Source organism: Aurantibacter sp. UH7, from assembly GCF_056839165.1.
Genome location: NZ_CM166388.1, coordinates 313,910 through 339,476 on the forward strand (window position 1 = coordinate 313,910; position 25,567 = coordinate 339,476).

Below are 25,567 nucleotides of genomic sequence, written 5' to 3' on the forward strand. Positions count from 1 at the left end.
TTAATTACAATTCCACTTAAAATTAGCAATTTTATCTTTATGAGACCCTTGTAGATTATAGTGCCACCATTCGGTTCGTGTAGACCAAAAACCATGTTTTTCCATAGTTTCTTTCAATAATTTTCTATTGTCTAAAATTTCCTTTGGAAGGTCAAAATTATCGAGGTAAGCCCTTTTACCGAAGTAATCAAAATCGGTACCCATATCTAATTCTTCACCATCTAACGTAACAAGAGTTATGTCTACCGCCCCACCTTTATTATGGATAGAACCTTTCTTTGGATTCGCCACATACTGAGGATTGGGTACTATTGCCCACATTTTATATTGCACAGAATTAGGTCTATAACAATCATAAAACTTTATTTTAACACCAGAATCTTTAAACGCTGCATTTGCTTTTAATAAGGCCTTTACGGTTTTTACTCGGGTATAGCATTCCGCGCAATCATAAACCTTTTCTTTTAAAAAATTATTATCCGTTGCATAGCGCATATCAAAAGCGAAACCATCACTAAAATCTGCTAAGCGAACAAAAGTGGTATCCGCAAGGTTTTCAAAAGTTCGAAAAGATTTTTTCACCACCTTTTTTATCTCAGTCTTTTCTTCTTGTATTTCATTAGTTTTAGAATCTGGACTATTTTCTGTTTTCTTTTCTGAATTATCTTTACAAGAACTAAAAAACACAAGTATAATACTTACAAAAATCAACTTTTTCATTCTCCAATTATCATTATATATTTTTCCTACAGCCCATGAAGATAGCTATATTTTTTATCTCAATAAATATAGATTTTGATTAGAAATTGTAAATGTATTATGATTTAATATCGAAAACGTTTATTTTCAATACACTTAAAAATAACCATCCATTGATGAAAATATTTTCTTTCGCCTTCGCATTATTAATTCTTGTTTCTTCTTGTAAAGAAAAGTTACAATCCATAAAAAGCACAGTGCCTAAAAAACCAAATATCATTTTAATAATGAGTGACGATCAAGGTTGGGGTGATTTAAGTATTAGCGGTAATAGCAATTTAGAAACACCAAACATTGATGCTTTAGCAATAAATGGAGTATCGTTTGAGAACTTTTTTGTACAACCCGTATGTTCTCCAACACGAGCAGAATTATTAACTGGTAGATATGCTGCACGTTTAGGAGTACATCGTACTTCCGCAGGTGGTGAACGAATGAATCTTGATGAGACTACAATAGCCGAAATCTTAAAACAAGCAGGTTATGAAACCGCTGCCTATGGTAAATGGCATAATGGAATGCAACCACCATACCATCCGAATGCTAGGGGTTTTGATGATTATTATGGTTTTACTTCAGGGCATTGGGGTAATTACTTCAGTCCTATGTTAGAACATAATGGTAAAATAGTAAAAGGAGAAGGTTTTTTAGTGGATGACTTAACCAACCATGGCTTAGATTTTATTGAAAAAAATAGAGAAAAGCCTTTCTTTTTATACTTGCCTTATAATACTCCTCATAGCCCTATGCAAGTACCGGACAAATACTGGGATTCTTTTAAAAATAAAATCCTGAGCAAGAAATACCATGATGATGAGAAAGAGAGTGAGAATTTCACACGAGCAGCATTAGCAATGGTAGAGAACATAGATTACAATGTAGGTAGAGTTTCTCATAAATTGAAAGAACTAAACTTAGTAGAAAATACGATTATAATTTACCTTTCAGACAATGGACCAAACGGATATCGTTGGAATGGTGGAATGAAAGGTAAAAAAGGATCCACTGATGAAGGTGGAGTGCGTACTCCATTTTTTATGCAATGGACTAATTCAATTCCTGCTGGTAAAAAAATAAATGAGATTGCTGGGGCCATAGATTTACTACCTACATTAGTAAACTTAACCAACACGGAGTTTGTAAGTAAAAAAGCGTTAGACGGGAAAGATTTATCACCTTTACTCTTTGAAGAAAATCGAAACTGGAAAGAGCGATTTCTTATAAATAATTGGAGTGGCAAAACGAGCATCAGAACGCAAAATTATCGCTTAGATTACGAAAACCATTTATATAATATGGTAAATGATCATGGCCAATCTAGAGATATCTCAGAAGAGAATAAAAAACTTGTAGACTCGCTAATCCGAATAAAATCCGATTGGCTAGCAAGTACAAATCAATTAACAGACCAATCAGATGATAGAGCAATTACATTAGGCCACCCCAACTTTAAATACACGCAAATTCCCGCAAGAGATGGAAATGCTTATGGGAATATAGAGCGTAGCAACAAGTACCCCAATAATACTTTTTTTACAAATTGGAAAAGCGTAAATGATTCTATATCCTGGGATGTTGAAGTATTAGCCAATGGTACATTTGATGTCGAACTTTATTATACCATGAAACCTGAAAATTCAGGAATTGAATTAAATCTATCCCAAGGTGAAAGTAAATTGATATCAAAAATTACAGAATCACATGACCCACCATTAACTGGAATGGAACATGATCGTGACCCTAGAATGGAATCCTATATAAAAGATTTTAAACCTCAAATTCTTGGTTCCATCGACCTTAAAAAAGGTAGAAACATGCTTACGCTAAAAGCCAACAAAATAAAAGGAGATGGCGGAATAGATGTTCGCCTATTAATGTTCAAAAGATTAGAGTAAATTACTCAACCGAATATTCTAAAAGGTCACTATCCGTGTATCCAATGCGTTCAGCCTTTGCAACAAAAGGAATATCTTTTGATAGTGGTTTATCATAAACTTTCCAAATTGAATCATTTGGTTGTTTCCAAACAATTGTTGCATCTTTTTTAGGTGGAATAATAGCTATTCCCTCACTCGTTTTTTCAATTTGCAAGTGTTTCAATACCGGTTGTTTCCCTTTGGGAAGCCACTTGTCAATCAACTGTTTTTCAGGATACTCACCAAGATCATGTGAATCAATGATCCATTTATCCAAAACATTTCTAAAAAGAACTAAAGTATCTTTTAGCTCCGGTAATTCGGCAAGATTATGTAATTCAAAAGGGTCGCTTTTTAAATCATATAATTCTTCTGCTGGCTTTGGACTTCTTAACCACAATGCCTGTTGCTTATTCAATGTTTTCTCTTTATACATTTTTCGCAATTCTCGCATCATAGGCATTTGTTCGCGATAGGCAACTGGTAATGCATGTGATAATTTAACATTATAACTTTTAATATATTTATACCGTTTAGATCTTACCGCTCGTAAACGATCATAAATACCATCAAAACGATCCGAAGTATGGAATGTATATTTTGGTTTTTCTTTTGCTATAAATTCACCAAATTGAGCTTTACCTTGCATCACCTTGGGCGGTTCAATTCCCGCCAAAGAAAGTACCGTAGACGCATAATCTATAAAGCTAATTAGTCTATCATCTGAAGTACCTGCATTTTTATTTTTAGGAAACTTTATTACCAATGGCACCAGAACTCCTGAATCATAAAGGGCGCGCTTATGTCTTGGAAATGGCCCACCGTGATCTCCATAAAAAAAGATAATTGTATTTTCATAGAGTCCATCTTCCTTTAAATCTGCTATTACTTCCCCTATTTGATCATCTAGTCTTTTGAGGTTACTATAGTTAACAGCTAGATCATGACGTACACTATCAGTATCAGGAAAATATGGTGGTACAGGAACATCTTTTGGATTAACAAACAATGAATCTTTTCCACGTTTCCAAATTTGAGATTCATGACAAACACTATAATTAAATACAGTAAAAAAAGGTTGATTCCCTTTTCGTTTTCTCCAATGGGTGTTATCACTACTTTCGTCCCAAGCTGCATCTGTCTTTTCGAAATTATAATCTTCTTTTGGTCCGTTGGCTGTATAGTATCCTTTCTTACGTAAGTGCTCCGTAAACATTTTTACTCCTTCAGGAACAACTGGGGAATAACTTGGGATATCGAGATTAGGATAGGGTCGTTCACCAACTCCTCTCCAAGGAGCATGCGTACGCATATTATGCGTCCCCAATGTTGAAGGATACATGCCTGTGATTAAAGAACTACGCGCTGGCGCGCATACAGGAACTGGCGCTACAGCATTTGTGAATTTTACGCCATCATTTGCCAATGATTCCAAATTTGGCAATGAAATAGTAGTATCGCCATACATTGGAAACCAATCGGGAGATTGATCTTCTGCTACCAACCAAACAATATTTGGCGGTTTATGTATTTCTTCGACCTCATTATTTTTTGGCTCTGCACAGCTTACTAATAGTATGATAATAAATAGAATACTTAATCTCATAAAAAGTGGTTTGGTAATACCCCTAAAATACAAAATTAGATAGCAAGCAGTAAGGGCTTCTAAAATAAATTTTTGAAGCCCTTTAATGCAAAAATATTTGATAAAATTATAATGTTAAAACGGTGAAAATATCACAATCCGTTACTCTAATCCTTTAACAAACTCAACACTTTTTGGAGCTTGTTCTTTAACGCGAGAGGATTCATCTTCAATAAATAGATAATCAATATTCATTTTTTTAGCCTCTGCTACAATGGCAGCTATATCTATTTGTCCTGTACCTAAAACTACATTTGTTTCTACATCACCACTTCCATTTTGATTTCCAGGCGTACCTTTTTTACAATCTTTAAGGTGCATCAATTTAAATTCTTTTGGATATTTTCGCAACCATTCTATAGGATCTTGACCGGGATGAGCAAACCAATACACGTCCATCTCAAAATCAAAATAAGTTGAATTTTTTATCATATGGTCTATCAAAAACTCATTTTTGTAAGGTCTAAATTCATATCCGTGTGGATGGTAGGCTAAAGTAACTCCTTCTTTTGCAAACATTTTACCCGCCTTATTAAATACTGCAATTGCATTTTCTGTATCTGCAAGGGTAAATTCATTCCCATTATGTGGTATCCAAAAACACACTGCATACTTTGCACCGTATTCCTTAGCCCTAGCTAAAATAGTTTCAGGTGCATCTCTAAAATCATCAAAAGAGCCACTAACACTTACCATATTAAGATCATTTTCAGCTAGCATTGCTTTATATTCCTCCATGGAATAATTATAGGTGCCATCATTTCCATCTTCTAAATTATGAATACCCCATTCTTTAATTTTAGCAAAAGTGCCCGGAACATCTTTTGGAAATTCATTTCGCAAACTATACAATTGCAAACCCAACTGTGGTTCTTTTAATCCGTTTAAATAGGTAAGACTTTGTGGTATTTGATTTACGACATCTGTAGACTCATCTTCTATAAAAAGATACTCAATACCCAATGCTTTGGCTTCAGCTACAGTTCCTGCAATATCTACCTGACCAGTTCCTAGTACTACATTAGAATCATCATCTTCACTGCCCGTATTATTTCCTTCAATACCATGTTCCATATCTTTTAGGTGCATTAAAGTAAATTTTGTTGGGTATTTTTTCATCAAAGCCAAAGGATCTGCACCACCATGATGCGCCCAGAACACATCCAATTCGAATGTAAAATCAGTAGCATTTTGCGCCATATAATCAAATAAAGTACCCTTTTTATAAGGTCTAAATTCATACCCATGTGGATGGTAGGCTAAGGTAATTCCATTCTCTTTCAACAATTTTCCAGCTGTGTTAAAAACTTTTGTAGCATGCTTTGTTTCTTTTAATGCCCACTCATTTCCTTTATGAGGCACCCAAGCACACATAACATACTTCGCACCAAAAGCCTTTGCTTCTGCAATAACTTTTTCTGGATTATTTTCTAAATCTTCAAAACCCGCCCCAATACTAACCATATGCAGATTATAGTCTTCAAGCATTTGCTTGTAGGCATCCATTTCTAGACCATATGTTCCACCACCTTCAATTTTGTTAATACCCCAATCTTGAATTTGTTGTAAGGTACTTGGCAAGTCTTTTTTAAATTGATTTCGTAAGCTGTACAATTGCAATCCAATTTCTTGTGCACTCAAAGAAACTGAGAAAGCAATAAGTAGTACAAGCGTTGTAGTTTTTTTCATTGTGTGTATTTTAATTAGTGTTCTTAAATATATAGTTTATACGCTAAATCGTAAAACTAAAAAACACCCCTCCATTTCTGAAAAGAATTCAGTCCTTGAGGGGTGTTTAAATTTTCATTAAATAATTTAGGTAAGCAAATTACCTTCATCATCCCAAGTAGCAATTGTACCACGTGTACTTTGGTCTATACATTTTGCAATCCATTCTGGATCATATGCAACTCCGTGCTGATCTAAAACATCTTGCGGCACACCATCCCAAACATTAGGTGAATTACCTTTATAGCCCAAATCTGCAATACCAACTTTAGACGTATAATAACCCGTTACTGTTAAACCACGCATCATATAGAAAAATTGAATTTCCAATGCCTGGTCATCGAGTGATTTTTCAGTATCGTGCCAGCAGATTTGATCACAGATTTCTTTTTTCTGTTCAAGACTGGCTGATTTAAATTCTACTCCATAATCCGTATTACTTTTATGATCCAACCACATTAGTCCCCCGAGTAATGTTGGTCCCATGGATGGAATATCTTTACCCATAAATTCAACAAGCTCTGGTACGCCAGCTTCAATAGGTCCTCCATGCGGTTCTTTAGGAGGTAATATCACTACACTTAAAGCAGCGATCGTTTCCATCTCGTGTTCATTAAACAATTGCTGTGCATTCAGCAATTCAATTCGCTTAAGTTCTGCTGGCGTTCTTCCAAAGTATTTTTCACTACTTGCAGAAATAGCCTCATCAACAGCAACTTCACTTTCATTTTTACAACTGCTTAATGCGATGCCAGAAGTGGCAGCTCCAGCACCTAAAATTAAAGTCTGTATACTTTTTCTTCTATCCATAACTTATATGTTTTGTGCTTTTAATTGTTCAATAATATAATCTGATGCTCTCCAAGAAAGTGCCATAATTGTCCACGTACAGTTCTTATCAGCTTGTGAAACAAATACTCCCGCATCTACTATGAAAACATTATCTACATCGTGCAATTGATTAAACTTATTTGTAACCGAAGTTTTTGGATCATCACCCATTCTTGTAGTACCGACTTCGTGAATAATCTCACCTGGTTTATGAAGACCATAATCTTGATCCTTACCTGGTTTTTCACTTAATGGAACTCCACCCATATTATGAATAATTTCTTCAAAAGTCTCATGCATATGTTTTGCTTGCGCTCTTTCATAATCAGACCAATGATAATTAAATTTCAAAACTGGAATACCAAATTGATCTACAGTTGTTGGATCAATTTCGCAATAGTTATTTATATCTGCCAAACCTTCACCTCTACCACCGAAACCGACTACTGAACCATAATATTTCTTAACATCGTCTCTTAAACTATCACCATAACCACCAGGCTTTAATCCTAGATATTTATTTAAACCATTAGTATCATAACTAAATCCATAGGTCGGTTGACTCATACCACCCCAAACCTCAATATGGTAACCACGCGGGAAGTTCAATTTGGAATTGTCGCCCCACCATGGAGAATATACGTGCATACCTCCTACACCATCTTCGTTATATGAGGTTTTTCTATTCATTAATCCAGGTACTAATCCAGACGCACTAGCACCTGTAGAATCATGCAAATATTTACCAATAACATTACTACTATTCCCCAAACCGTTAGGATGTTGCTTACTTTTTGAATTTAAAAGAATACGCGCTGTACTACAGGCTGAAGCGGCCAAAACAACAACTTTAGCTTTCAATTTATATTCTTTTCTATCGTCCTTACTTATGTACGATACACCAGTGGCTTTTCCTTCCGCATTAGTTGTAACTTCACGTACCATAGAGTTCACGAAAATTTTTACTTTCCCTCCACTTTTTTGTGCTGGAAAAATTAGACAGCTACCTGCTGAAAAATCAGCATAAACAGAACAAGAACGTCCACATTGTCCACAATAAAAACAAACACCACGGTCTTCGTTAATTTTCTTGGTTAACATTGAAAGTCTTCCTGGAATTACAGGAATACCCGATTTTTTAGCACCATCTATGTAAAAAAGTTCGTGTAATCTCGGTTTTGGAGGAGGTAGAAAAAAACCATCTGGATCATTTTCACGTCCTTCATTAGTACCAAAGACACCAACTAATTTGTCTAGTTTATCATAATATGGTTTTACATCATCATAGCCAATTGGCCAATCGTCACCATGGCCATCGCGAGTTTTACCTTTAAAATCTTTAGGTCCGAAACGTAAAGAAATTCGTCCCCAATGGTTTGTTCGACCACCTAACATTCTAGATCGCCACCATTTAAATTCAGTACCTTCTGCATGGGTATATGGCTCACCTTCTACTTCCCAATCTCCCCAAGACATATCATGTCCACCAAAAGCACGGTCTGTACCTGCGAATCTTCTTGGCGACTCATAGGCCCATTTTAATTGCGTTTGTGTTACTGGATCTGCAGGGTCAAAAAATGGTCCTGCTTCTACTATTGCAATATTCAAACCGGCATCTGCCAATTGCTTGGTGGCCATACCACCTCCTGCTCCTGAGCCTACAATAATTACATCATAAACCTCTGCGGATTCTTTTATTTGCATAATTTAATATTTGATTTCTTTTTGGTAGTTTGTTTAATGGGATAAGTTACTTTTTTCTATTAAAAAACAAAAGCAAAATATCATTCTATTTAATAACGAGTAATACATATTATATTTGATATTGGCTGCCTTAAAAATTTGCCAATTGCTCTAAAGCTTCATCTACCGTAGCAACTGGGAGTTTACAAGTAGTATTTTGACAGACGTAAATTGAGGTGTCCTCTTTCGAGAATCTACCTTCAAAAAGTGGAAGATTACTTTTTACTGTACTCCCAACAAGTAGAATATTAGGAATATTTTTAGCTTGTAATTTTTGTAATAACACTTCAGCATCTTCACCCACCACAGCTATCTCGTAAAATGAATATGCGTTATTTAACAATAATGAATTCCATTTAGAATAACTAGGAGCACTTTCTGTAATTGATGGTAACATTGATGAAAGCATACTTTTCGACTTTTTCATCATTTCGGTATCATAGACTAAATGTCCAAGTTTAAAGAAATTATGTGCCATTTCTGCATTCGGTGAAGGCATAACCCCATCATCTGTTTTTATGATTTTTGCTATTAATTCTTCGCCTTCGTTATACTTAAACAATCCAGTTGTTTCATCAGCATATTTTTCAACAGCAGTGGTATTTAATTTTTGTGCCAGTTCTAAATATTCTGTATTCATGGTTGCCCTATACAAACTTAAAGTTGCGTCCACCAAAAAAGCATAATCTTCTAAAAATCCTTCTTTACGCTGACTACCTTTTTTAAAAGTGTGTACCAAATCACCATCAGCAAAACTATTTTTTTTAATAAATTCTAATATTGAAGAAGCCATTATTAAATGTTCTTTCTCGCCAAATGCTTCATAAGCATTTATAAGTCCATTTATTAAAAGAGCATTCCATGAAGTAATAATTTTATCATCGCTTCTGGGTCTAACTCGCTCTTCTCGAGCTGCTAATAATAGTTCATTCCAGCTATTTTTTAAATTATCTAATTTCTTTACAGATAAATTATTCGTCTTAATAAATTCTAGGTCAACTTCTGATTTATGTAACACATAATTACCTTCTTCCCATTCTGCAGTTGCATTTATATTATAATAATTAGCAAAAAGCTCAAATTCTTTTTTTAAAATCGCTTTTAATTCATCCACCTTCCAAACATAAAATTTACCTTCTTCACCTTCACTATCAGCATCTATTGCAGCATGATAACCTCCATTAGCATCTTTCATTTCTCGTTGTAAAAAAGAAATTGTTTGCATAACAGCATTCTTATAGGCTGGTTTTTTAAAAACCTTATAAGCTTTTGAATATAGCTCAATTGCCTGCGCATTATCATAAAGCATTTTTTCAAAATGAGGTACCTTCCATTTATTGTCTGTACTATATCTAAAAAAGCCACCTGCAATATGATCGTATATACCTCCGAGTAAAATCTTATCTAATGTATTCTCTACATGTGTTTTAGCTTCTTGATCACCAGTTAACTCTGCATAATCCAAAAGAAAATTAAGATTGGAAGGCAACATAAATTTTTGCCTACCTAAGTCACCACCAAATTCAGAATCCCATTCTAATTTCCATTTAGCAACACTAGATTTAACCACGTCAGTTGTTAGCGATTCAAAATCATTAGAAGGCTTAATTAAATTTACTTCGGCAATTCCTTCAGCTACCATATCCGAATACTCAGCAGCCTTTTTAGGGTCTTTATTGTACATATCACTAATTTCAGTGAGTACTTGAGTCCATTGCTCTTTTGTGTGATAAGTACCGCCATACAATGGTTTACCATTAGGCAAAGTAATGACATTTAATGGCCAGCCACCATTACCATTAATTAATTGTACTGCGGTCATGTATACCTGATCTACATCTGGTCGTTCCTCACGATCCACTTTAATATTGATGAAATTTTCATTCATCACCTTAGCAACTTCTTCGTCTTCAAAAGTTTCTTCTTCCATTACATGACACCAATGGCAACTGGAATAACCAATACTTACCAATACTAGTTTATTTTTCTCTTCAGCTTCTTTTAAAGCTTCAGGACTCCACGACCTCCAATTAACAGGATTATGAGCGTGTTGCAATAAATACGGACTAGTTTCATTAACCAAGGCATTGGTAAACTTATGCGATTCATTTGCATTATTATTTGATGCCTTTTCTTGACAAGTGGCAAAAAGAAATAAAAATAAACAAGGAAATACTAAACCTACTTTCTTTATCAAAATCAAAACATTAATTATATGGAATCACTAAAATAGCACTTTGTACACGTAACACAGCAATGGATTAAAAATTTAAGACTCGATTATAATTATAAAATTTATAATTATAATGAAAAATTGTAATTTGTTAAACTGTAAAACATTACCGAAATACCTCTAGTATTATGAAAAGCAATAATAATCGACGAAACTTTATAAAAGGCACTACAGCTGCGTTAGCATTAAGCTCATTTAGCACTTACGCTTTTGAGTATGGCCCCAAAGACAAACCCTGGCGAGTTGGTTTAATTGGTTGTGGTTGGTATGGCAAAAGCGATTTATTTCGGTTAATTCAAGTAGCCAATGTAGATGTGATTTCGCTTTGCGATCCCGATAAAGATATGTTGAGTGAAGCAGCTGATTTAGTAAAGCAAAGGCAGCGAACAAAGAAAAAGCCTAAAACTTTTAAAGATTATCGCGATATGTTAGCTAAGAACAACTTAGATATTGTTTTAATTGGCTCACCCGATCATTGGCACGCATTGCAAGGAATTGAAGCCATGAAATCGGGTGCTCATGTATATTTACAAAAACCTATAAGTGTTGATGTAATTGAAGGCGAAGCTTTAGTTGCCGCCGCGAAGAAATACAATAAAGTAATTCAGGTAGGCATGCAACGCCGAAGCACACCACATTTAATTGACGCCAAAAAGAACATTGTTGATGCCGGACTTTTAGGTAAAATTTCTCACATAGAAATATGTTGTTATTACCATATGCGCGACAAAGGAAATCGACCAATTATAGAAGTACCTGAAAATTTCGATTATGATTTATGGACCGGCCCAGCACCTTTAAGAGAGTTTGATGGCATACCCCATAGAAGGTGGCGCGCCTTTATGGAATATGGCAATGGTATTGTTGGCGATATGTGCGTGCATATGTTTGACACAGTTCGTTGGATGTTAGATTTAGGTTGGCCAAAAAAAGTTAGTTCATACGGAGGCATTTATGTACAGAAAGAAGCCAAAGCAAATATTTCAGACACGCAAACTGCAATTTTTGAATATGAAGAACTCAATTGTATTTGGGAGCACCGCTCTTGGGGTTCTCCAGCTGACCCAGAATATCCTTGGGCCTTTAAAATTTATGGAGATAAGGGAACTTTATTAGGAAGTGTTCAGAAGTTTGATTTTATACCACAAGGAGAAGGTGAAAAAATACATAAAGATGTTGTTTATGAACGTGAAGAGTTCCCTGAAGATTTAACTGAAAAAGGCATGGAACTTCATGTTGCACCAGCAACTAGAGCTCACATGATTAATTTTTTAGAGGCTATAGAAAATAGTACGACACCAGTTGCAGATATTGAACAAGGACATATTTCAGCGGCCAGTTGTATACTTGCTAATATGTCAATGAAACTAGGGCGTCCTCTAGTCTATGACCCTAAAAACATGCTCGTAAAAGATGATCCTGAAGCAACAAAATTATTAGCACGAAATTATCGCGGACCTTGGGTACATCCCCATCCAGATTCAATTTAAACATGCCCGAAAAAATAAGTCTTTTAGAATGCCATAAACGTATAGCTCCATATATACATAAAACACCCGTTTTAAAATCACAAGCTCTTAATACATTAGTAGGTGCACAATTATATTTCAAATGTGAAAATTTTCAACGCATGGGTGCTTTTAAAATGCGCGGAGCAACCAATGCAATTTTACAATTGAGTGAAGCTCAAAAACAAAAGGGTGTGGTTACACATTCTTCAGGCAATTTTGCACAAGCAGTTTCTTTAGCAGCAAAAAGTATAGGTATTTCTGCTGATATTGTTATGCCGACCAATGCACCCGAAGTAAAACAAAATGCAGTAAGAGGTTATAGTGGTACTATAACATTTTGCGAACCTACATTAGAAGCACGTGAAAATGCAGCTAATAAGATAGTAGATGAAAAAGGTGCCACATTTATTCACCCTTCAAATGATATGGATATTATACTTGGGAATGCTACTGCCACTATAGAATTATTAGAAGAACAACCCGATTTAGATTATATTTTTGCGCCAATTGGTGGGGGTGGCTTAATAGCTGGTACTGCTCTTGCCAACTATCATTTTAGTAAAAACTGTCATGTAATTGGAGCCGAACCTTCTGAAGCTGATGATGCATATCGATCATTATTAAGTGGTAAAATAGAACTAAATAAAAATGCTAATACAATTGCCGATGGATTACGAACTACTTTAGGCTCTATTAATTTTCCTATTATTCAAAAGCATATTAATCTAATAATTAAAGTGTCTGAACAAGAAATAATTATGGCAATGCGATTAATTTGGGAACGCATGAAGATAGTTATTGAACCTTCTAGTGCTGTTGCTTTGGCTGCAGTAATCAAATCCCAAGATAAAATACACAATCAAAAAATTGGTATTATTATCTCTGGAGGAAATGTAGATTTAAAAAAACTTCCCTTTTAACAAAAATACGATATGAACAAGCAAATACTTTTAGCAAAACGTCCGGAGGGTTTACCAGATTCATCGACTTGGAAAATAGTTTCCACTGAAATACCTGAACCTAAAGAAGGCGAAATTCTTATTCAACAACATTATATTTCTTTAGATCCTGCAATGCGAGGTTGGCTAAAAGATCGCAAATCTTATATAGAACCCGTTGGTTTAGGTGATGTTATGCGTGCTGGTACGGTTGGAGAGGTAATAAAAAGTAGTAGCACCAAATTCAAGGTTGGTGATTATGTTTCTGGCTGGGGTGGCGTACAACAATACTCCATTTCTAATGGTGATAATTATTTTAAAGTAGATCCAACATTAGCCGAATTACCTAAATATATCAGTCTTATGGGAATGCCCGGAATGACAGCCTATTTTGGATTATTCAAAATAGGTGAATTAAAGGAAGGTGAAACAGTTCTAATTTCTGGTGCCGCAGGTGCTGTTGGTAGTGTTGCAGGGCAAATAGCAAAGATAAAAAACTGCAAGGTAATTGGTATCGCCGGTGGAAAAGCCAAATGTGATTATTTACTTAATGAACTTAATTTTGATGGCGCTATCGATTATAAAAGTGAAAATATTTACGAAGCCATTGCAGAAAGATGTCCAGAAGGTATTGATGTTTATTTCGATAATGTAGGTGGTGAAATATTAGATGCTGCTTTAGCGAATTTAGCTATGTATGCTAGAGTAGTTATTTGTGGTGCTATTTCACAATATAATTCTACAGGAAAAATTTATGGTCCCAGTAACTACATGTCACTTTTAGTAAACCGAGGTACTATGAAAGGGCTAATGGTTTTTGATTATGTAACGGAATACTCAGAGGCGATTAAACAATTTTCTATCTGGCTACAAGATGGAAAATTAAAAAGCAAAGAAGATATCTACGAGGGCATTGAAAATTTTCACGAAACTTTTTTACGGCTTTTTTCCGGTGAAAAATTAGGCAAACTTATTTTGAAAGTAATCGAATAAATTTAGTTTGTTTTTATAGTTTTTAGCACCCATTCTAATTCTGGGTCTTTGCCAGCTATACGATCATTTTGAGTTGGTATGATTTCAATATCAGGTTTAATACCATACCCAATTGGTTCTGCTTTAAAAGGCGATTCTATTTGCATAAGTCCAATTTTCATACGCACCAAAGAATTGGACAATGTCACATATTTATACTGTCCTGCTACGGTTCCATTATAAGCACCACCGGTTTCTTCACCCACAAAAATTGCTCTCTGCGTAGCCTGTAAATTAGTAGCTAAAATTGAAGAAGCAGAAAAAGAATAACCGTTGATAAGCACATATATATTCCCTTTAAAATTATTCTTTTTTGGTTTTTTTAATTTCGATTCACTTAAATTATAGAAGTGATTTCCTTCAATGGTTTTAATATGAAATAAATCATAAATTATTAAACCCGGAACTGCCAACAATCGTAGGGTACCATCAAAAAAACCATTGTAACTTGAAGAAATTACAGATTTCGTTGCAGGTATTTTTGTTTTTATCGCAGCCTTATTAACCAGTTTAAATGGCTTTAATGCCAAATAAGAATAAAGGTTCTTAATCTCCGCAATACTTCCGCCACCATTATCACGTAAATCAATTATTAGATTATCGATTTTACGTCGTTCTATTTCAGCAAAAGTTTCTCTGTAAAATTTTCTTTGATTACCTTTTCCAAAGCTTCTAATCTTAAGGTAAGCCACCGAGTTTTCCTTTCCTATGAGTTCAAAATTTCGTAAAAAGTAGTCTCGTTGTGGTACATAGCCACGTGCTCTTCCTTTTTTTCTCTTCGCCTTTTGCTTTTCTTTAATAGCTAACTTTTCATCTTTAGTTAACTTTCTAGGCGCAACCAAAGAGTCTGAAGGTTTGGCAATAATTTGCCCTTTCTTAATCCATTTGAAGGTTTTAAAATAAATAGAATCTCCTTTCTTTAGTATTATATTTAAACTATCTCTATACCCCTTATCAGAATAATAAAAATTTGAAAAATTACGAGCTACAAATCGATTGTAATAAGTTGAATTAAAACCATCAGAAGTTATTAATGATTTATATTTATGAACAAGTTTTAGTGCAACATCTCTTTCAACCGCGATTACTTCATCACCAACAATAGTTGAGTCTGCTCCTCTTGTTCCCTTAACCCAAAGCCTATCATCAAGTAATTCAAAATCTATTTCGTTAAACTCAAACTTTAACTTTCGCAATTCTTTAAGTTGAGTTTTTGTAAATTTTTGACTAGGTGGTCGAATCATTAAATGGCCCTGTCTTATTTCTTTAATAACTAGTGCCAATTGCTCATAAAACTCATTACTTTTCATTGGACCATCTAATTCATTTTTAAGTGAAACAAATAATGAATCGAGTTCCTTTTTTGAAATGTATTGATAAAGCTTAGGATGAAATTTTTTTAATTGGGAATATGCTAAATCTATATCCTTAGATAACTCCGAAACTGAATGTACCGAAGAAATTTCAGCATTGTATTTCTTAACTCTCACACACGAGCACATATGAAAGACAAAAAGCAAGAGAAAAACATTTTTCTTCATGATTTCAAAACTACCATAATTGTTAATTAAATACACAGCTTTTAGATTTTATGTGGAAGTTGTTAAAGTCCACCCTTTTCTCCTTTCCCTTTTTTATATTTGAAGAAGACAACCAACTAATAACTACATAACAGCAATGAATTATTCATTTTTTAAACTGAGTGCACTACTTTTTACGAGTCTAATATTTTTTTCTTGTAAGGAAGAATCTAAAGAAACTACTCAAAAACCCAATATTGTATTTGTATTTGCAGATGACCTTACATACACTGGAATTCATGCATTAGGAAATGCTGAAGTAAAAACTCCAAATTTAGATAAGCTAGTAAACCAAGGAACTACATTTACACATACATATAATATGGGCGCATGGAATGGTGCCGTATGTGCAGCATCTAGAGCTATGATTATTTCTGGTCGTAGCGTTTGGGATGTTAATAATTTTAGACAGGACTGGAAAGAGAATAAAAACTTTGATAAAACATGGGGTAAGCTTATGGAAGGTGCCGGTTATGAAACCTATATGACTGGGAAATGGCATGTGGATGCGCCGGCCGATTCCGTTTTTCAAAATGTTGTTCATATTAGACCGGGCATGCCTCGCGATTCATGGAGTGATCAAGGAACTATTCCGCACATTAATAAAATGATAGCAGATGGAAAATCTAAAGAAGATATTAGAGCATTTGGATATAACCGTCCTCTACATGAAAATGATACCCTATGGAATCCAACAAATAAAGATTTTGGTGGTTTCTGGGAAGGTGGAAAACATTGGAGTGAAGTTGTAAAAGACGATGCATTAGGTTTTATTGAACAAACAAAGAAAAGTGACAATCCTTTTTTTATGTACCTCGCATTTAATGCACCACATGATCCGCGACAAGCACCACAAGAGTTTGTAGACATGTACAGTATTGATGATATTAGCGTACCTGAAAGTTTTTTACCGATGTACCCTTATAAAGATAGTATTGGAAACGACCCAGGATTACGAGACGAAGCACTCGCACCGTTTCCAAGAACAGAATTTGCAGTTAAAACGCATACGAAAGAATACTATGCGTTAATTACGCACTTAGATGAACAAATTGGTGGAATTATAGCGGGGCTAAAAGCCACAGGAAAAATGGATAACACCTATATTATTTTCACCGCGGATCATGGTATATCTATGGGGCGCCATGGTTTATTAGGGAAACAAACATTATTTGATCATAGTATTCGTGCACCATTTATTATAGTTGGACCCGATGTACCTGCTGATAAAAAAATAGATGCTGATATTTATTTACAAGACGCCATGGCAACTAGTTTAGAACTAGCAAGAATTAAAAAACCTGATTACGTATTTTTTAATAGTATTCTTGATCTTGTTGATGGCAGTAGAACTACGAGCCATTATGATGCCATTTATAATGGTTATATGAACTACCAACGCATGATTAGAAAAGATGGATATAAGCTAATCGTTTACCCTAAAATTGATAAAGTTCTTTTATTCGACATGAAAAACGATCCGGAAGAAATTAATGATTTGGCAGGGCTCCCCGAAAACAAAGAAAGGGTGACATGTATGTTCAATGAGCTTTTAGTATTACAAAAAGATATGAATGACCCCCTAGATATTTCTTCAGTTCTAACCAAAATTTAATAGTAATCCACGCGACCAAAACCTAAGAACATGAAACATTCAAAAAAAACAAAAAGTGATTTAACTCGAAGAAAATTTATTAAAAGAACGGCACTTACAGCTAGTGCGATTACAATAGTACCTCGGTTTGTTCTTGGTAAAGGTTTTGTACCACCAAGCGATAAAATAAATTTGGGAATTATTGGATTAGGTAAAAAAGGAGGTAGTCTAGCTAAAGATTTTGCTGAAAAAACAAATGTGCAAATTGTAGCTGGATCCGATGTCTGGACAACAAAAAATGAATGGTTTAAAGGTCATGTAGAAAAATTATATGCCGAAAAAAGAAATCAGAGTAACTATAAAGGTGTATCGACAACAGGTGATTATAAAGCGCTATTAGCTCGCCCAGATGTTGATGCGGTAATTATAGCAACACCTGATCATTGGCATGCAATACAGGCGATAGCCGCTATGAAAGCTGGCAAAGATGTGTATTGCGAAAAACCCATGACTTTGACCATTAAAGAAGGAATTGACATGGTTTCTACAACAAAAAAAACGGGTGCCATTTTACAAGTTGGCAGCATGCAACGATCATGGCAGAAATTTCAAAAAGCGGTTGAATTAGTTAGTAAAGGATATATTGGCGAAGTCTCTAAAGTTTTGGTTAATGTTGGTGACCCTGCAATTCCTTTTAATATGAAATCCGAACCAACTCCAAAAGAAGTAGACTGGAATGCTTGGTGTGGCCCTGCTCCACTTTTACCTTATAATTATCGACTTTCACCACCAACTAGTGATGCATTCTTTCCTGATTGGCGAAAATTTAGAGAAACGGGTGGTGGCATTCTAACCGATTGGGGGGCACATATGTTTGATATTGCTCAATGGGCACTAGGTATGGACCGTTCTGGTCCTGTTCGATTCGAGCCTCCTACCGATAAAAATGCTGTACGTGGAATGAAAATGATTTATGAAAACGGTATTGAAATGTATCATGAAGATTTTGGTCGTGGTTGGGGCGTTCGGTTTATTGGGAGCGAAGGAAATTTAGATATTAGCAGAAGCTATTTAGAAACTGATCCACCAACAATTTTAACTGCAGAACTAGAAACTTCTAAGACAGTCCTAGATGGTTCTAGAGGTAATCATTTTCAAAATTGGATTGATGCCATAAAAAATAGAAGTCAACCCTTATGTGATGTAGAAATTGGACACCGTTCTGCTACAGTAGGTAATATATGTAATATAGCATATCAATTAGGTAGACCTTTAGATTGGGATACTAAGAAAGAGAAATTTATTGGTGATAAAGAAGCTAATAAAATGAAGAAAAGAAAATACAGAAAGTTTTAATTACTTAATCTTTCTCTTCGAAATTGCCCGGGTGTTTTACCATTAACTTTTTTGAACATCCGGGTATAATAAGAAACTGTATTCCAACCTGTTAACTCCGCTATTTCAACCAAGGTCTTATTCGTTGTAATCAACAATGTTTCCGAACGTTCTATTCGTACCGATTGTATATATTTACTTGGTCGAATTCCAAATTTTTGTTGAAAAACACGAGAAAAATGATCTGAACTCAAATTATAGTTTTTTGCTAATTCTGCTATTGACAATTCTTCATGTAAATGTTCCTTAATATAATTTAACACATCAGAAAATCCAGGTTTTACAAGTGTCTTATTAACTTTTTCATTTTTAATAAAACGAGAACAAAGTAATCTTAACAAACCTTGGGTTTCCAGTAATTTGGACGCAGGTTGCATTTTATTATTCTTTTTTATGAATTCTATGGCATCTTGATTGTCATACTTTTTAACGTCAATAATCTTAAGGCTTCTACTTGGTTGTAATTCCAAAAGCCGCTTAAAGCATTGTACATCAAAATCAGTAGCCTTCAATTCATAAATAAAATCCTTAATGTCGTAAACGGATAAACCATCTCCTATTTCTTCTAAAAAATGAATGTAATATTGATCCAAAAATGAATTGCACTTATAACGACTATATGTAAAGCTTGGTACTAAATAAATAAAGCCCGCTTTTAAGTTTACTTCTTCATAACTATGAAAAATTTTAGCGTTACCATCTGTGATTAAATACATTCTTGAAAATGGACTTATTACATTATCATAGTCCCATGTACTGTCCAACTGCACATGTCCCGTGTGCAGTAAATCAAGTTTTAACGACTGTAGAATCTTATTCATTATTCAAAAAATCTTATCGGATTAATACCATACTAATAAAAGTTGAAACTAAAATTAACATTCATAAAACAACAGTGATACGAGTAATTTATAAAAAATAAAATAACTTTGGCTTTACACTACTGCATTAAAACATCGGAAATGTACAATTCATAGCCTGATTTATACAAGAATTTTAGCATTAAAATACACTAGATTTGGATTAGATCAATAGAATACAATTCCATGTCAAAAATCAGCATAATTCTACCAATATTCATCATCGTATTATTCGCATCATGTGGTGGACCTGAATTACCTGAAAAAGTTGCTCTTGCATATGACAAACTCCCTAATCAAATTGATTTTAATCAACATGTAAAACCAATACTTTCAGATAAATGCTATTTATGTCATGGTCCTGATGAAGCTAAAATATCGGCTGGGTTACAATTACACCTTCCAGATTTAGCTTATAAAGAATCAAAGAACAATCCTGGCAACCATGCAATCGTTCCAGGAAATGCGAGTAAGAGCGACCTTGTAAAGCGAATTTTATCAAGTGATCCAGAATTAATAATGCCTGTTCCAGAATCATATTTAACACTAACCGATTATGAAAAGGCTGTATTGGTTCGTTGGATAGAAGATGGGGCGGAGTATAAAGATCATTGGGCATTTATTTCTCCCACAAAACAGAATCCTCCTAATGTAAAGCTAAAAAAAAATGTCATAAATCCAATTGACAATTTTGTATTAGCCAAATTAGAAAGAGAAAAATTGCAACCCAATGAATTAGCGGACAAAGAAACTATTCTTAGAAGGTTAAGTTTTGATTTAACAGGCTTACCGCCTACCCTTGAAGAAATAAATAATTTTATCAGTGATACCGCTACAAATGCTTATGAAAAACAAGTAGATCGGTTACTCGCTTCCAAACAATTTGCGGAACAATTGACTTTAGATTGGATGGATTTAGCCCGTTATGCAGATACACATGGTTATACTGTTGACCGGTATAGAGACGTTTCTCCATATCGTGATTGGGTAATAAAGTCTTTTGATGAGAATATGCCATATGACAAGTTTCTAAGTTGGCAACTGGCAGGTGATATGATGAAGAATCCTACCAAAGAACAACTTTTGGCAACTACATTTAATCGCTTACATCCGCAAAATTTAGAAGGTGGTATAGTTGATGAGGAATTTCGATCTGAGTATGTTTCCGACAGAACCAATGTAGTTAGTGAAGGGTTCTTAGGCCTAACAATGGCATGCGCAAAATGCCATGATCACAAGTATGACCCTATTTCTCAAAAAAACTATTACGAAATGTATAGTTTTTTTAATAATGTAAATGAATCTGGTCAAATACCATGGGATTGGTCTATGCCTGTTCCGAATATTTTACTTCCCACGGATGAGCAAGAAAAATTTCTAGCTTATATAGATAATCTGTTGGTTGAAAAAGAAAAAAACATTGAACAAATTGTTACCTCTGAAGAAAGCAAAGCTGAACAATGGATTGCATCTGAGGGCTATAAAAAAATTAATAAAAATAGTTCACCCACTAATCTTATTGCCAAAGTAGATTTCAAAAACGGAAATCTTAACAACACATTAAATCCTTCTCAAAAAGGAAAAATGAATCGACAATATTCACCAAAACAAACAGCTAAAATAGTTGAAGGTTTTACTAATCAAGGTTTAGAACTAGACGGGGATGCATGGTTAGATCTTGGAAAAATTGGTGTTTTTCGAAGAAGCGAACCATTTAGTATAGGCATCAACATTAAAGTACCGGAGAGCTTAAATAATGGTGTAATATTTCATAAGAACTACGGTACGCGACTTCATAGTTATCGCGGTTATCATTTAGCATTGAAAGAAAATAAGTTAGAAATAATGTTAGCTCATGTATGGCCAGATAATGCAATTGTTGAGCTCAGTACAAAAGAAATTCCTAAAAATGAATGGATTCAATTAACGATGACGTATGACGGATCCAGCAAGGCAAATGGTCTTAAAATATTTATGAATGGCGAAGAGCTTAAGACAGAAATTAGTGTTGACAATTTATATAAGGATATTATTTTCAACGCCTATGAAGATTTCATTTACAAACACCCAATAGAGCCTGGCTTACAAATTGGTGCTCGTTGGCGCGGAAAAGGAATAGGTGGGGCTGCTGTAGATAATATTTTAGTTTTTTCAAAAGAATTGAACGCTTTAGAAGTTAATCAAATTAGCAATAATGACGCGCTACAAATAATTCTATCAAAATCATATGCTGAATTAACAGATGCCAACAAAAAGAACCTAAAAACTTATTATCTAAACAACAATTCCAAATCGTATAAACAATCAATTAACGATTTAGCTTCTACACGAAAGATTCAAAATGACAGTGCAGAACGTGTTCAAGAAATAATGGTAATGAAGGAAATGGAAACACCTCGAGAAACTTTTGTTTTAGAGCGTGGTCAATATGACGTGTATGGAGACCAAGTTTTCCCAAACACACCTGAAAAAATATTTGCCTTTCCAGACAGTTTAGAAAAAAACAGACTAGGATTAGCAAAATGGGTTACGAGTAAGAAAAATCCTTTAACTGCCAGGGTTGCCGTAAATCGGTATTGGAAAAATATCTTCGGCACTGGCATAGTAAGAACAGTTGAAGATTTTGGCAATCAAGGAGAATTACCTAGTCACCCTGCCCTACTCGATTGGTTAGCAATTGAATTTATGGAATCTGGTTGGGATGTTAAGAACTTACACAAGTTAATAGTAATGTCAAATACTTACCGTCAGTCTTCAAAAGCAAGTGCAGAAGTACTTGCGGTAGACAAACCAAATCGATTACTAGCCCGAGGTCCATCAATAAGACTAACTGGCGAAATGATGAGAAACAATGCATTGGTTGCTTCTGGATTATTAAACTATGCAGTTGGCGGACCAAGTGTAAATCCATATCAACCAAAAGGATTGTGGAAAATAAATGGAGCAGCATATGAAGAAGATACTGGTGAAAAATTATACCGCAGAAGTATGTACACCATTTGGAAAAGATCGGTACCTAATCCTACTATTGCAACTTTTGATGCACCCGAAAGAGCTTTCTGTACCGTTAGACGTCAAGAAACAAATACTCCTTTGCAAGCTTTGGTCTTAATGAATGACCCAACATACGTTGAAGCTTCTAGAGTTTTAGGATATAGCATGCTTTCCTATTCAAATATTAAAGAAGGACTAAGTGATGTTTACAAAAAACTTACTGGTAGAAGTGCTACCGAAAACGAACTAAAATTATTAGCCGATTTACAACAGGTGGAATATGAAAAGTTTAAATCAGAAAAGTCAAAAACCAATGGTTGGTTAAATACTGGAGCGTTTCGTATTTCTAATAAAAACGATGAGGCAATGGTAGCAGCGAATGCAGTAGTAGCAAGTACCATTATGAATTCTGATGCAGCAATAACAAAAAGATAAAATACAAGCAAGCTTATGTGTAATAATCATGATATTGTAAGATCAAACAACAAAGACCTTCAAAAAGTTGAAGATCAATTAAATAGAAGAAACTTTTTAACAAAGACTTCAATGGGTTTGGGAGCTATTGCATTAGGATCTCTTTTAAATGCAGATAAAGCTTGGGCTTCCGTTAAGGGAAGTAATTTAGATGCAACCAGCGCCGATGCACTGCTAAAGTCTTATAATAAAAATAGGCTTGGCTTACCGCATCATTTACCTAAGGCAAAACGCATCGTATATCTTTTTCAAAGTGGCGGACCTTCACAATTAGATATGTGGGATTACAAGCCAAAATTAAAAAACATGTATGGCCAAGACTTGCCTGATTCTGTTCGACAAGGACAACGACTTACTGCTATGAGTGCTGAACAAACCACCTTTCCGATGGCACCCTCCATTTTCGATTTTAAACAGCATGGTAATTCAAGAGCTTGGGCAAGTGAACTGCTACCCTACACCTCGGAAGTTGTAGATGAATTATGTTTTATTAAATCGATGCAGACCGATCAAATAAATCATGATCCTGCCATTACTTTTATGCAAACTGGAAATCAACTTGCAGGAAGGCCTTCAATCGGTTCCTGGTTAAGTTATGGACTAGGTTCAGACAATGAAAACCTACCCACATTTATTACTTTGATTACAAAAAATATGGGTGGACAACCGCTGTACTCAAGACTTTGGGGAAATGGGTTTTTACCTACTGAACATCAAGGCGTACAATTTAGATCTGGTAAAGACCCAGTTTTATATTTAAGTAATCCTGAAAATTATGATGGTCAAGATCGCAGACAAATGTTAGATTATTTAGGAAAACTAAATGACGTGCAAAATGATGCCTATGGTGATCCAGAAATAAAAGCGCGTATGGCGCAATATGAAATGGCATTTCGGATGCAGACTTCGGTGCCCGAGGTTACCGACATGTCTGATGAGCCTGATTACATTTTTGAAATGTATGGCGAAGACAGTAGAGATCCCGGCACTTATGCAGCAAACTGTTTAATGGCTAGAAAGTTATTAGAAAAAGATGTGAAATTTGTTCAATTATATCACCAAGGTTGGGACCAACATATTGGTTGTCCGGGAGGCGTAAAAGCACAATGTAAACGAACTGATCAAGCAAATGCTGCGCTAATTAAAGATTTAAAACAACGAGGAATGTTAGAAGACACCTTAGTCGTATGGGGCGGAGAATTCGGAAGAACAGTTTATTCGCAAGGTCAGTTAACTCCAGAAAATTATGGTCGTGACCATCATCCAAAAGCATTTACAATGTGGATGGCCGGCGCAGGGGTAAAATCGGGGTACACTCATGGAGAAACGGATGATTTTAGTTACAACGTGGTAAAAGACCCAGTACACGTGCACGATTTTCATGCGACACTAATGCACTTATTTGGCGTGGATCATGAACGTTTAACTTTTAAACATCAAGGTCGTAGGTATCGATTGACGGATGTACATGGGCATGTGGTAAAAGATTTATTGACTTAAGTTTTTATAAACTATAAAACTTCATAGCATTACCCCCCATAATAGCGTGCTGTTCAGAATCGGTTAAATTTGAAATAAAGTTTGTAACCAAACCTTTAGCATCACTGTATTCACCGGCAACTAAACATACTGGCCAATCAGAACCAAACATGATTCTTTCAGGTCCAAAAGCTTCTAACACCAAATTCATATATGGTTCAATTTGAGAAGGTGTCCATGATTTGTAATCTGCTTCTGTAATCATTCCCGATAATTTACAATGTACATTTTCATGCTTTGCGACTTCTTTCATAAGTGCAGCCCAACCATCGTAAAATCCATCTTTTATATACGGCTTAGCAATATGGTCAATAATAAATTTTTGATGCGGAAATTGTTTTACAAATTCTAAGGTAGCTCCTAACTGATGCGGAAAAATTAAAATATCATAAACGTAATCGTACTTCTCTAAAAACGAAATTCCTCTTAAAAAATCTTTACGAATTAAAAAGTTATGATCTGTTTCACCTTGTACAATATGTCGCCATCCTTTAATCTTTTTTTCGGAATGATACTTTTCTAAATCAACATCTATTTTCTCAGAACGAAGGTCTACCCACCCTACTACACCTTTAATAAAACCATTAGCATTTGCTAATTCTAATAAAAAATCTGTTTCTGCTAAGGTCTGATCTGCCTGTACTGCAACACATGCATCAACACCATTTTTCGCAAATACTCCCTTTAAATCTTCAGGTAAAAAGTCACGTCGAATATTCGCCATATCATCATCAATCCACGAATGTTTTGTGGGTTCATACTTCCAAAAATGCTGATGTGAATCTACTACCATGT

17 protein-coding genes are annotated in these 25,567 nt (G+C 34.9%); 8 read left to right on the top strand and 9 right to left on the bottom strand.

Annotation, left to right across the window (positions count from 1 at the left end):
- The gene (locus UH7x_RS01320; protein WP_482361923.1) at positions 1–720 is read right to left on the bottom strand and encodes a M15 family metallopeptidase; all 720 of its coding nucleotides are present in this window, start codon (positions 718–720) and stop codon (positions 1–3) included.
- A gap of 155 nt (positions 721–875) precedes the next feature.
- Between UH7x_RS01320 and UH7x_RS01325 the strand changes: the two genes are divergently transcribed.
- Complete coding sequence (locus UH7x_RS01325; RefSeq protein ID WP_482361924.1) at positions 876–2,654, top strand: arylsulfatase; 1,779 nt, start codon at positions 876–878, stop codon at positions 2,652–2,654.
- Position 2,655: 1 nt separating this feature from the next.
- On the opposite strand, the gene UH7x_RS01330 is transcribed toward UH7x_RS01325, so the two are convergent.
- The 5 genes from UH7x_RS01330 to UH7x_RS01350 form a co-directional block, all read right to left on the bottom strand.
- Positions 2,656–4,281, bottom strand: a complete 1,626-nt coding sequence (locus tag UH7x_RS01330; RefSeq protein WP_482361925.1) for a sulfatase family protein — start codon at positions 4,279–4,281, stop codon at positions 2,656–2,658.
- Positions 4,282–4,422: 141 nt separating this feature from the next.
- Positions 4,423–6,009 (bottom strand): sugar phosphate isomerase/epimerase family protein, encoded by a 1,587-nt coding sequence (locus tag UH7x_RS01335; RefSeq protein WP_482361926.1) that lies wholly within the window; start codon positions 6,007–6,009, stop codon positions 4,423–4,425.
- 126 nt (positions 6,010–6,135) lie between these two features.
- Positions 6,136–6,858, bottom strand: a complete 723-nt coding sequence (locus UH7x_RS01340; protein WP_482361927.1) for a gluconate 2-dehydrogenase subunit 3 family protein — start codon at positions 6,856–6,858, stop codon at positions 6,136–6,138.
- Between the two features lie 3 nt (positions 6,859–6,861).
- A complete protein-coding gene (locus tag UH7x_RS01345; protein WP_482361928.1) occupies positions 6,862–8,583 on the bottom strand; it encodes a GMC family oxidoreductase in 1,722 nt (573 codons plus the stop codon).
- A 130-nt stretch (positions 8,584–8,713) separates the two neighbouring features.
- Entirely contained in the window at positions 8,714–10,819 is a 2,106-nt protein-coding gene (locus UH7x_RS01350) for a thioredoxin domain-containing protein (RefSeq protein ID WP_482361929.1), read from the bottom strand.
- Positions 10,820–10,983: 164 nt separating this feature from the next.
- Here UH7x_RS01350 and UH7x_RS01355 point away from each other — a divergent pair, with 164 nt between their 5' ends.
- The 3 genes from UH7x_RS01355 to UH7x_RS01365 are packed head-to-tail and all read left to right on the top strand — an operon-like array spanning position 10,984 to position 14,297.
- On the top strand, positions 10,984–12,345 hold the full coding sequence (locus UH7x_RS01355) for a Gfo/Idh/MocA family protein (RefSeq protein ID WP_482361930.1): 1,362 nt from the start codon (positions 10,984–10,986) through the stop codon (positions 12,343–12,345).
- 2 nt (positions 12,346–12,347) lie between these two features.
- Complete coding sequence (locus tag UH7x_RS01360) at positions 12,348–13,286, top strand: pyridoxal-phosphate dependent enzyme (RefSeq protein ID WP_482361931.1); 939 nt, start codon at positions 12,348–12,350, stop codon at positions 13,284–13,286.
- 12 nt (positions 13,287–13,298) lie between these two features.
- Complete coding sequence (locus UH7x_RS01365; RefSeq protein WP_482361932.1) at positions 13,299–14,297, top strand: NADP-dependent oxidoreductase; 999 nt, start codon at positions 13,299–13,301, stop codon at positions 14,295–14,297.
- A 2-nt stretch (positions 14,298–14,299) separates the two neighbouring features.
- Here UH7x_RS01365 and UH7x_RS01370 read toward each other — a convergent pair whose 3' ends face one another.
- Positions 14,300–15,913 (bottom strand): S41 family peptidase, encoded by a 1,614-nt coding sequence (locus UH7x_RS01370; protein ID WP_482361933.1) that lies wholly within the window; start codon positions 15,911–15,913, stop codon positions 14,300–14,302.
- A gap of 100 nt (positions 15,914–16,013) precedes the next feature.
- On the opposite strand from UH7x_RS01370, the gene UH7x_RS01375 reads away from it, so the two are divergent.
- The gene (locus UH7x_RS01375) at positions 16,014–17,531 is read left to right on the top strand and encodes a sulfatase family protein (protein ID WP_482361934.1); all 1,518 of its coding nucleotides are present in this window, start codon (positions 16,014–16,016) and stop codon (positions 17,529–17,531) included.
- A gap of 30 nt (positions 17,532–17,561) precedes the next feature.
- Positions 17,562–18,866 (top strand): Gfo/Idh/MocA family protein, encoded by a 1,305-nt coding sequence (locus UH7x_RS01380; RefSeq protein ID WP_482361935.1) that lies wholly within the window; start codon positions 17,562–17,564, stop codon positions 18,864–18,866.
- On the opposite strand, the gene UH7x_RS01385 is transcribed toward UH7x_RS01380, so the two are convergent.
- The gene (locus tag UH7x_RS01385; RefSeq protein ID WP_482361936.1) at positions 18,863–19,726 is read right to left on the bottom strand and encodes a helix-turn-helix domain-containing protein; all 864 of its coding nucleotides are present in this window, start codon (positions 19,724–19,726) and stop codon (positions 18,863–18,865) included. The two genes, UH7x_RS01380 and UH7x_RS01385, sit on opposite strands and share 4 nt — an antisense overlap.
- Positions 19,727–19,951: 225 nt before the next feature.
- Between UH7x_RS01385 and UH7x_RS01390 the strand changes: the two genes are divergently transcribed.
- Positions 19,952–23,194, top strand: a complete 3,243-nt coding sequence (locus UH7x_RS01390; RefSeq protein ID WP_482361937.1) for a DUF1553 domain-containing protein — start codon at positions 19,952–19,954, stop codon at positions 23,192–23,194.
- A 15-nt stretch (positions 23,195–23,209) separates the two neighbouring features.
- Positions 23,210–24,733 (top strand): DUF1501 domain-containing protein, encoded by a 1,524-nt coding sequence (locus UH7x_RS01395; protein WP_482361938.1) that lies wholly within the window; start codon positions 23,210–23,212, stop codon positions 24,731–24,733.
- A 4-nt stretch (positions 24,734–24,737) separates the two neighbouring features.
- Here the strand turns inward: UH7x_RS01395 and UH7x_RS01400 are convergent, their stop codons facing one another.
- On the bottom strand, positions 24,738–25,565 hold the full coding sequence (locus tag UH7x_RS01400) for an amidohydrolase family protein (RefSeq protein WP_482361939.1): 828 nt from the start codon (positions 25,563–25,565) through the stop codon (positions 24,738–24,740).
- Positions 25,566–25,567 lie beyond the last annotated feature (2 nt).

Coding starts and splice junctions, on each gene's coding strand:
- UH7x_RS01380 (WP_482361935.1), top strand. CDS start 17,562: ATGAAACATTCAAAAAAAACAAAAAGTGATTTAACTCGAAGAAAATTT.
- UH7x_RS01325 (WP_482361924.1), top strand. CDS start 876: ATGAAAATATTTTCTTTCGCCTTCGCATTATTAATTCTTGTTTCTTCT.
- UH7x_RS01395 (WP_482361938.1), top strand. CDS start 23,210: ATGTGTAATAATCATGATATTGTAAGATCAAACAACAAAGACCTTCAA.
- UH7x_RS01345 (WP_482361928.1), bottom strand. CDS start 8,583: ATGCAAATAAAAGAATCCGCAGAGGTTTATGATGTAATTATTGTAGGC.
- UH7x_RS01385 (WP_482361936.1), bottom strand. CDS start 19,726: ATGAATAAGATTCTACAGTCGTTAAAACTTGATTTACTGCACACGGGA.
- UH7x_RS01335 (WP_482361926.1), bottom strand. CDS start 6,009: ATGAAAAAAACTACAACGCTTGTACTACTTATTGCTTTCTCAGTTTCT.
- UH7x_RS01340 (WP_482361927.1), bottom strand. CDS start 6,858: ATGGATAGAAGAAAAAGTATACAGACTTTAATTTTAGGTGCTGGAGCT.
- UH7x_RS01375 (WP_482361934.1), top strand. CDS start 16,014: ATGAATTATTCATTTTTTAAACTGAGTGCACTACTTTTTACGAGTCTA.
- UH7x_RS01390 (WP_482361937.1), top strand. CDS start 19,952: ATGTCAAAAATCAGCATAATTCTACCAATATTCATCATCGTATTATTC.
- UH7x_RS01330 (WP_482361925.1), bottom strand. CDS start 4,281: ATGAGATTAAGTATTCTATTTATTATCATACTATTAGTAAGCTGTGCA.
- UH7x_RS01320 (WP_482361923.1), bottom strand. CDS start 720: ATGAAAAAGTTGATTTTTGTAAGTATTATACTTGTGTTTTTTAGTTCT.
- UH7x_RS01365 (WP_482361932.1), top strand. CDS start 13,299: ATGAACAAGCAAATACTTTTAGCAAAACGTCCGGAGGGTTTACCAGAT.
- UH7x_RS01400 (WP_482361939.1), bottom strand. CDS start 25,565: ATGGTAGTAGATTCACATCAGCATTTTTGGAAGTATGAACCCACAAAA.
- UH7x_RS01360 (WP_482361931.1), top strand. CDS start 12,348: ATGCCCGAAAAAATAAGTCTTTTAGAATGCCATAAACGTATAGCTCCA.
- UH7x_RS01355 (WP_482361930.1), top strand. CDS start 10,984: ATGAAAAGCAATAATAATCGACGAAACTTTATAAAAGGCACTACAGCT.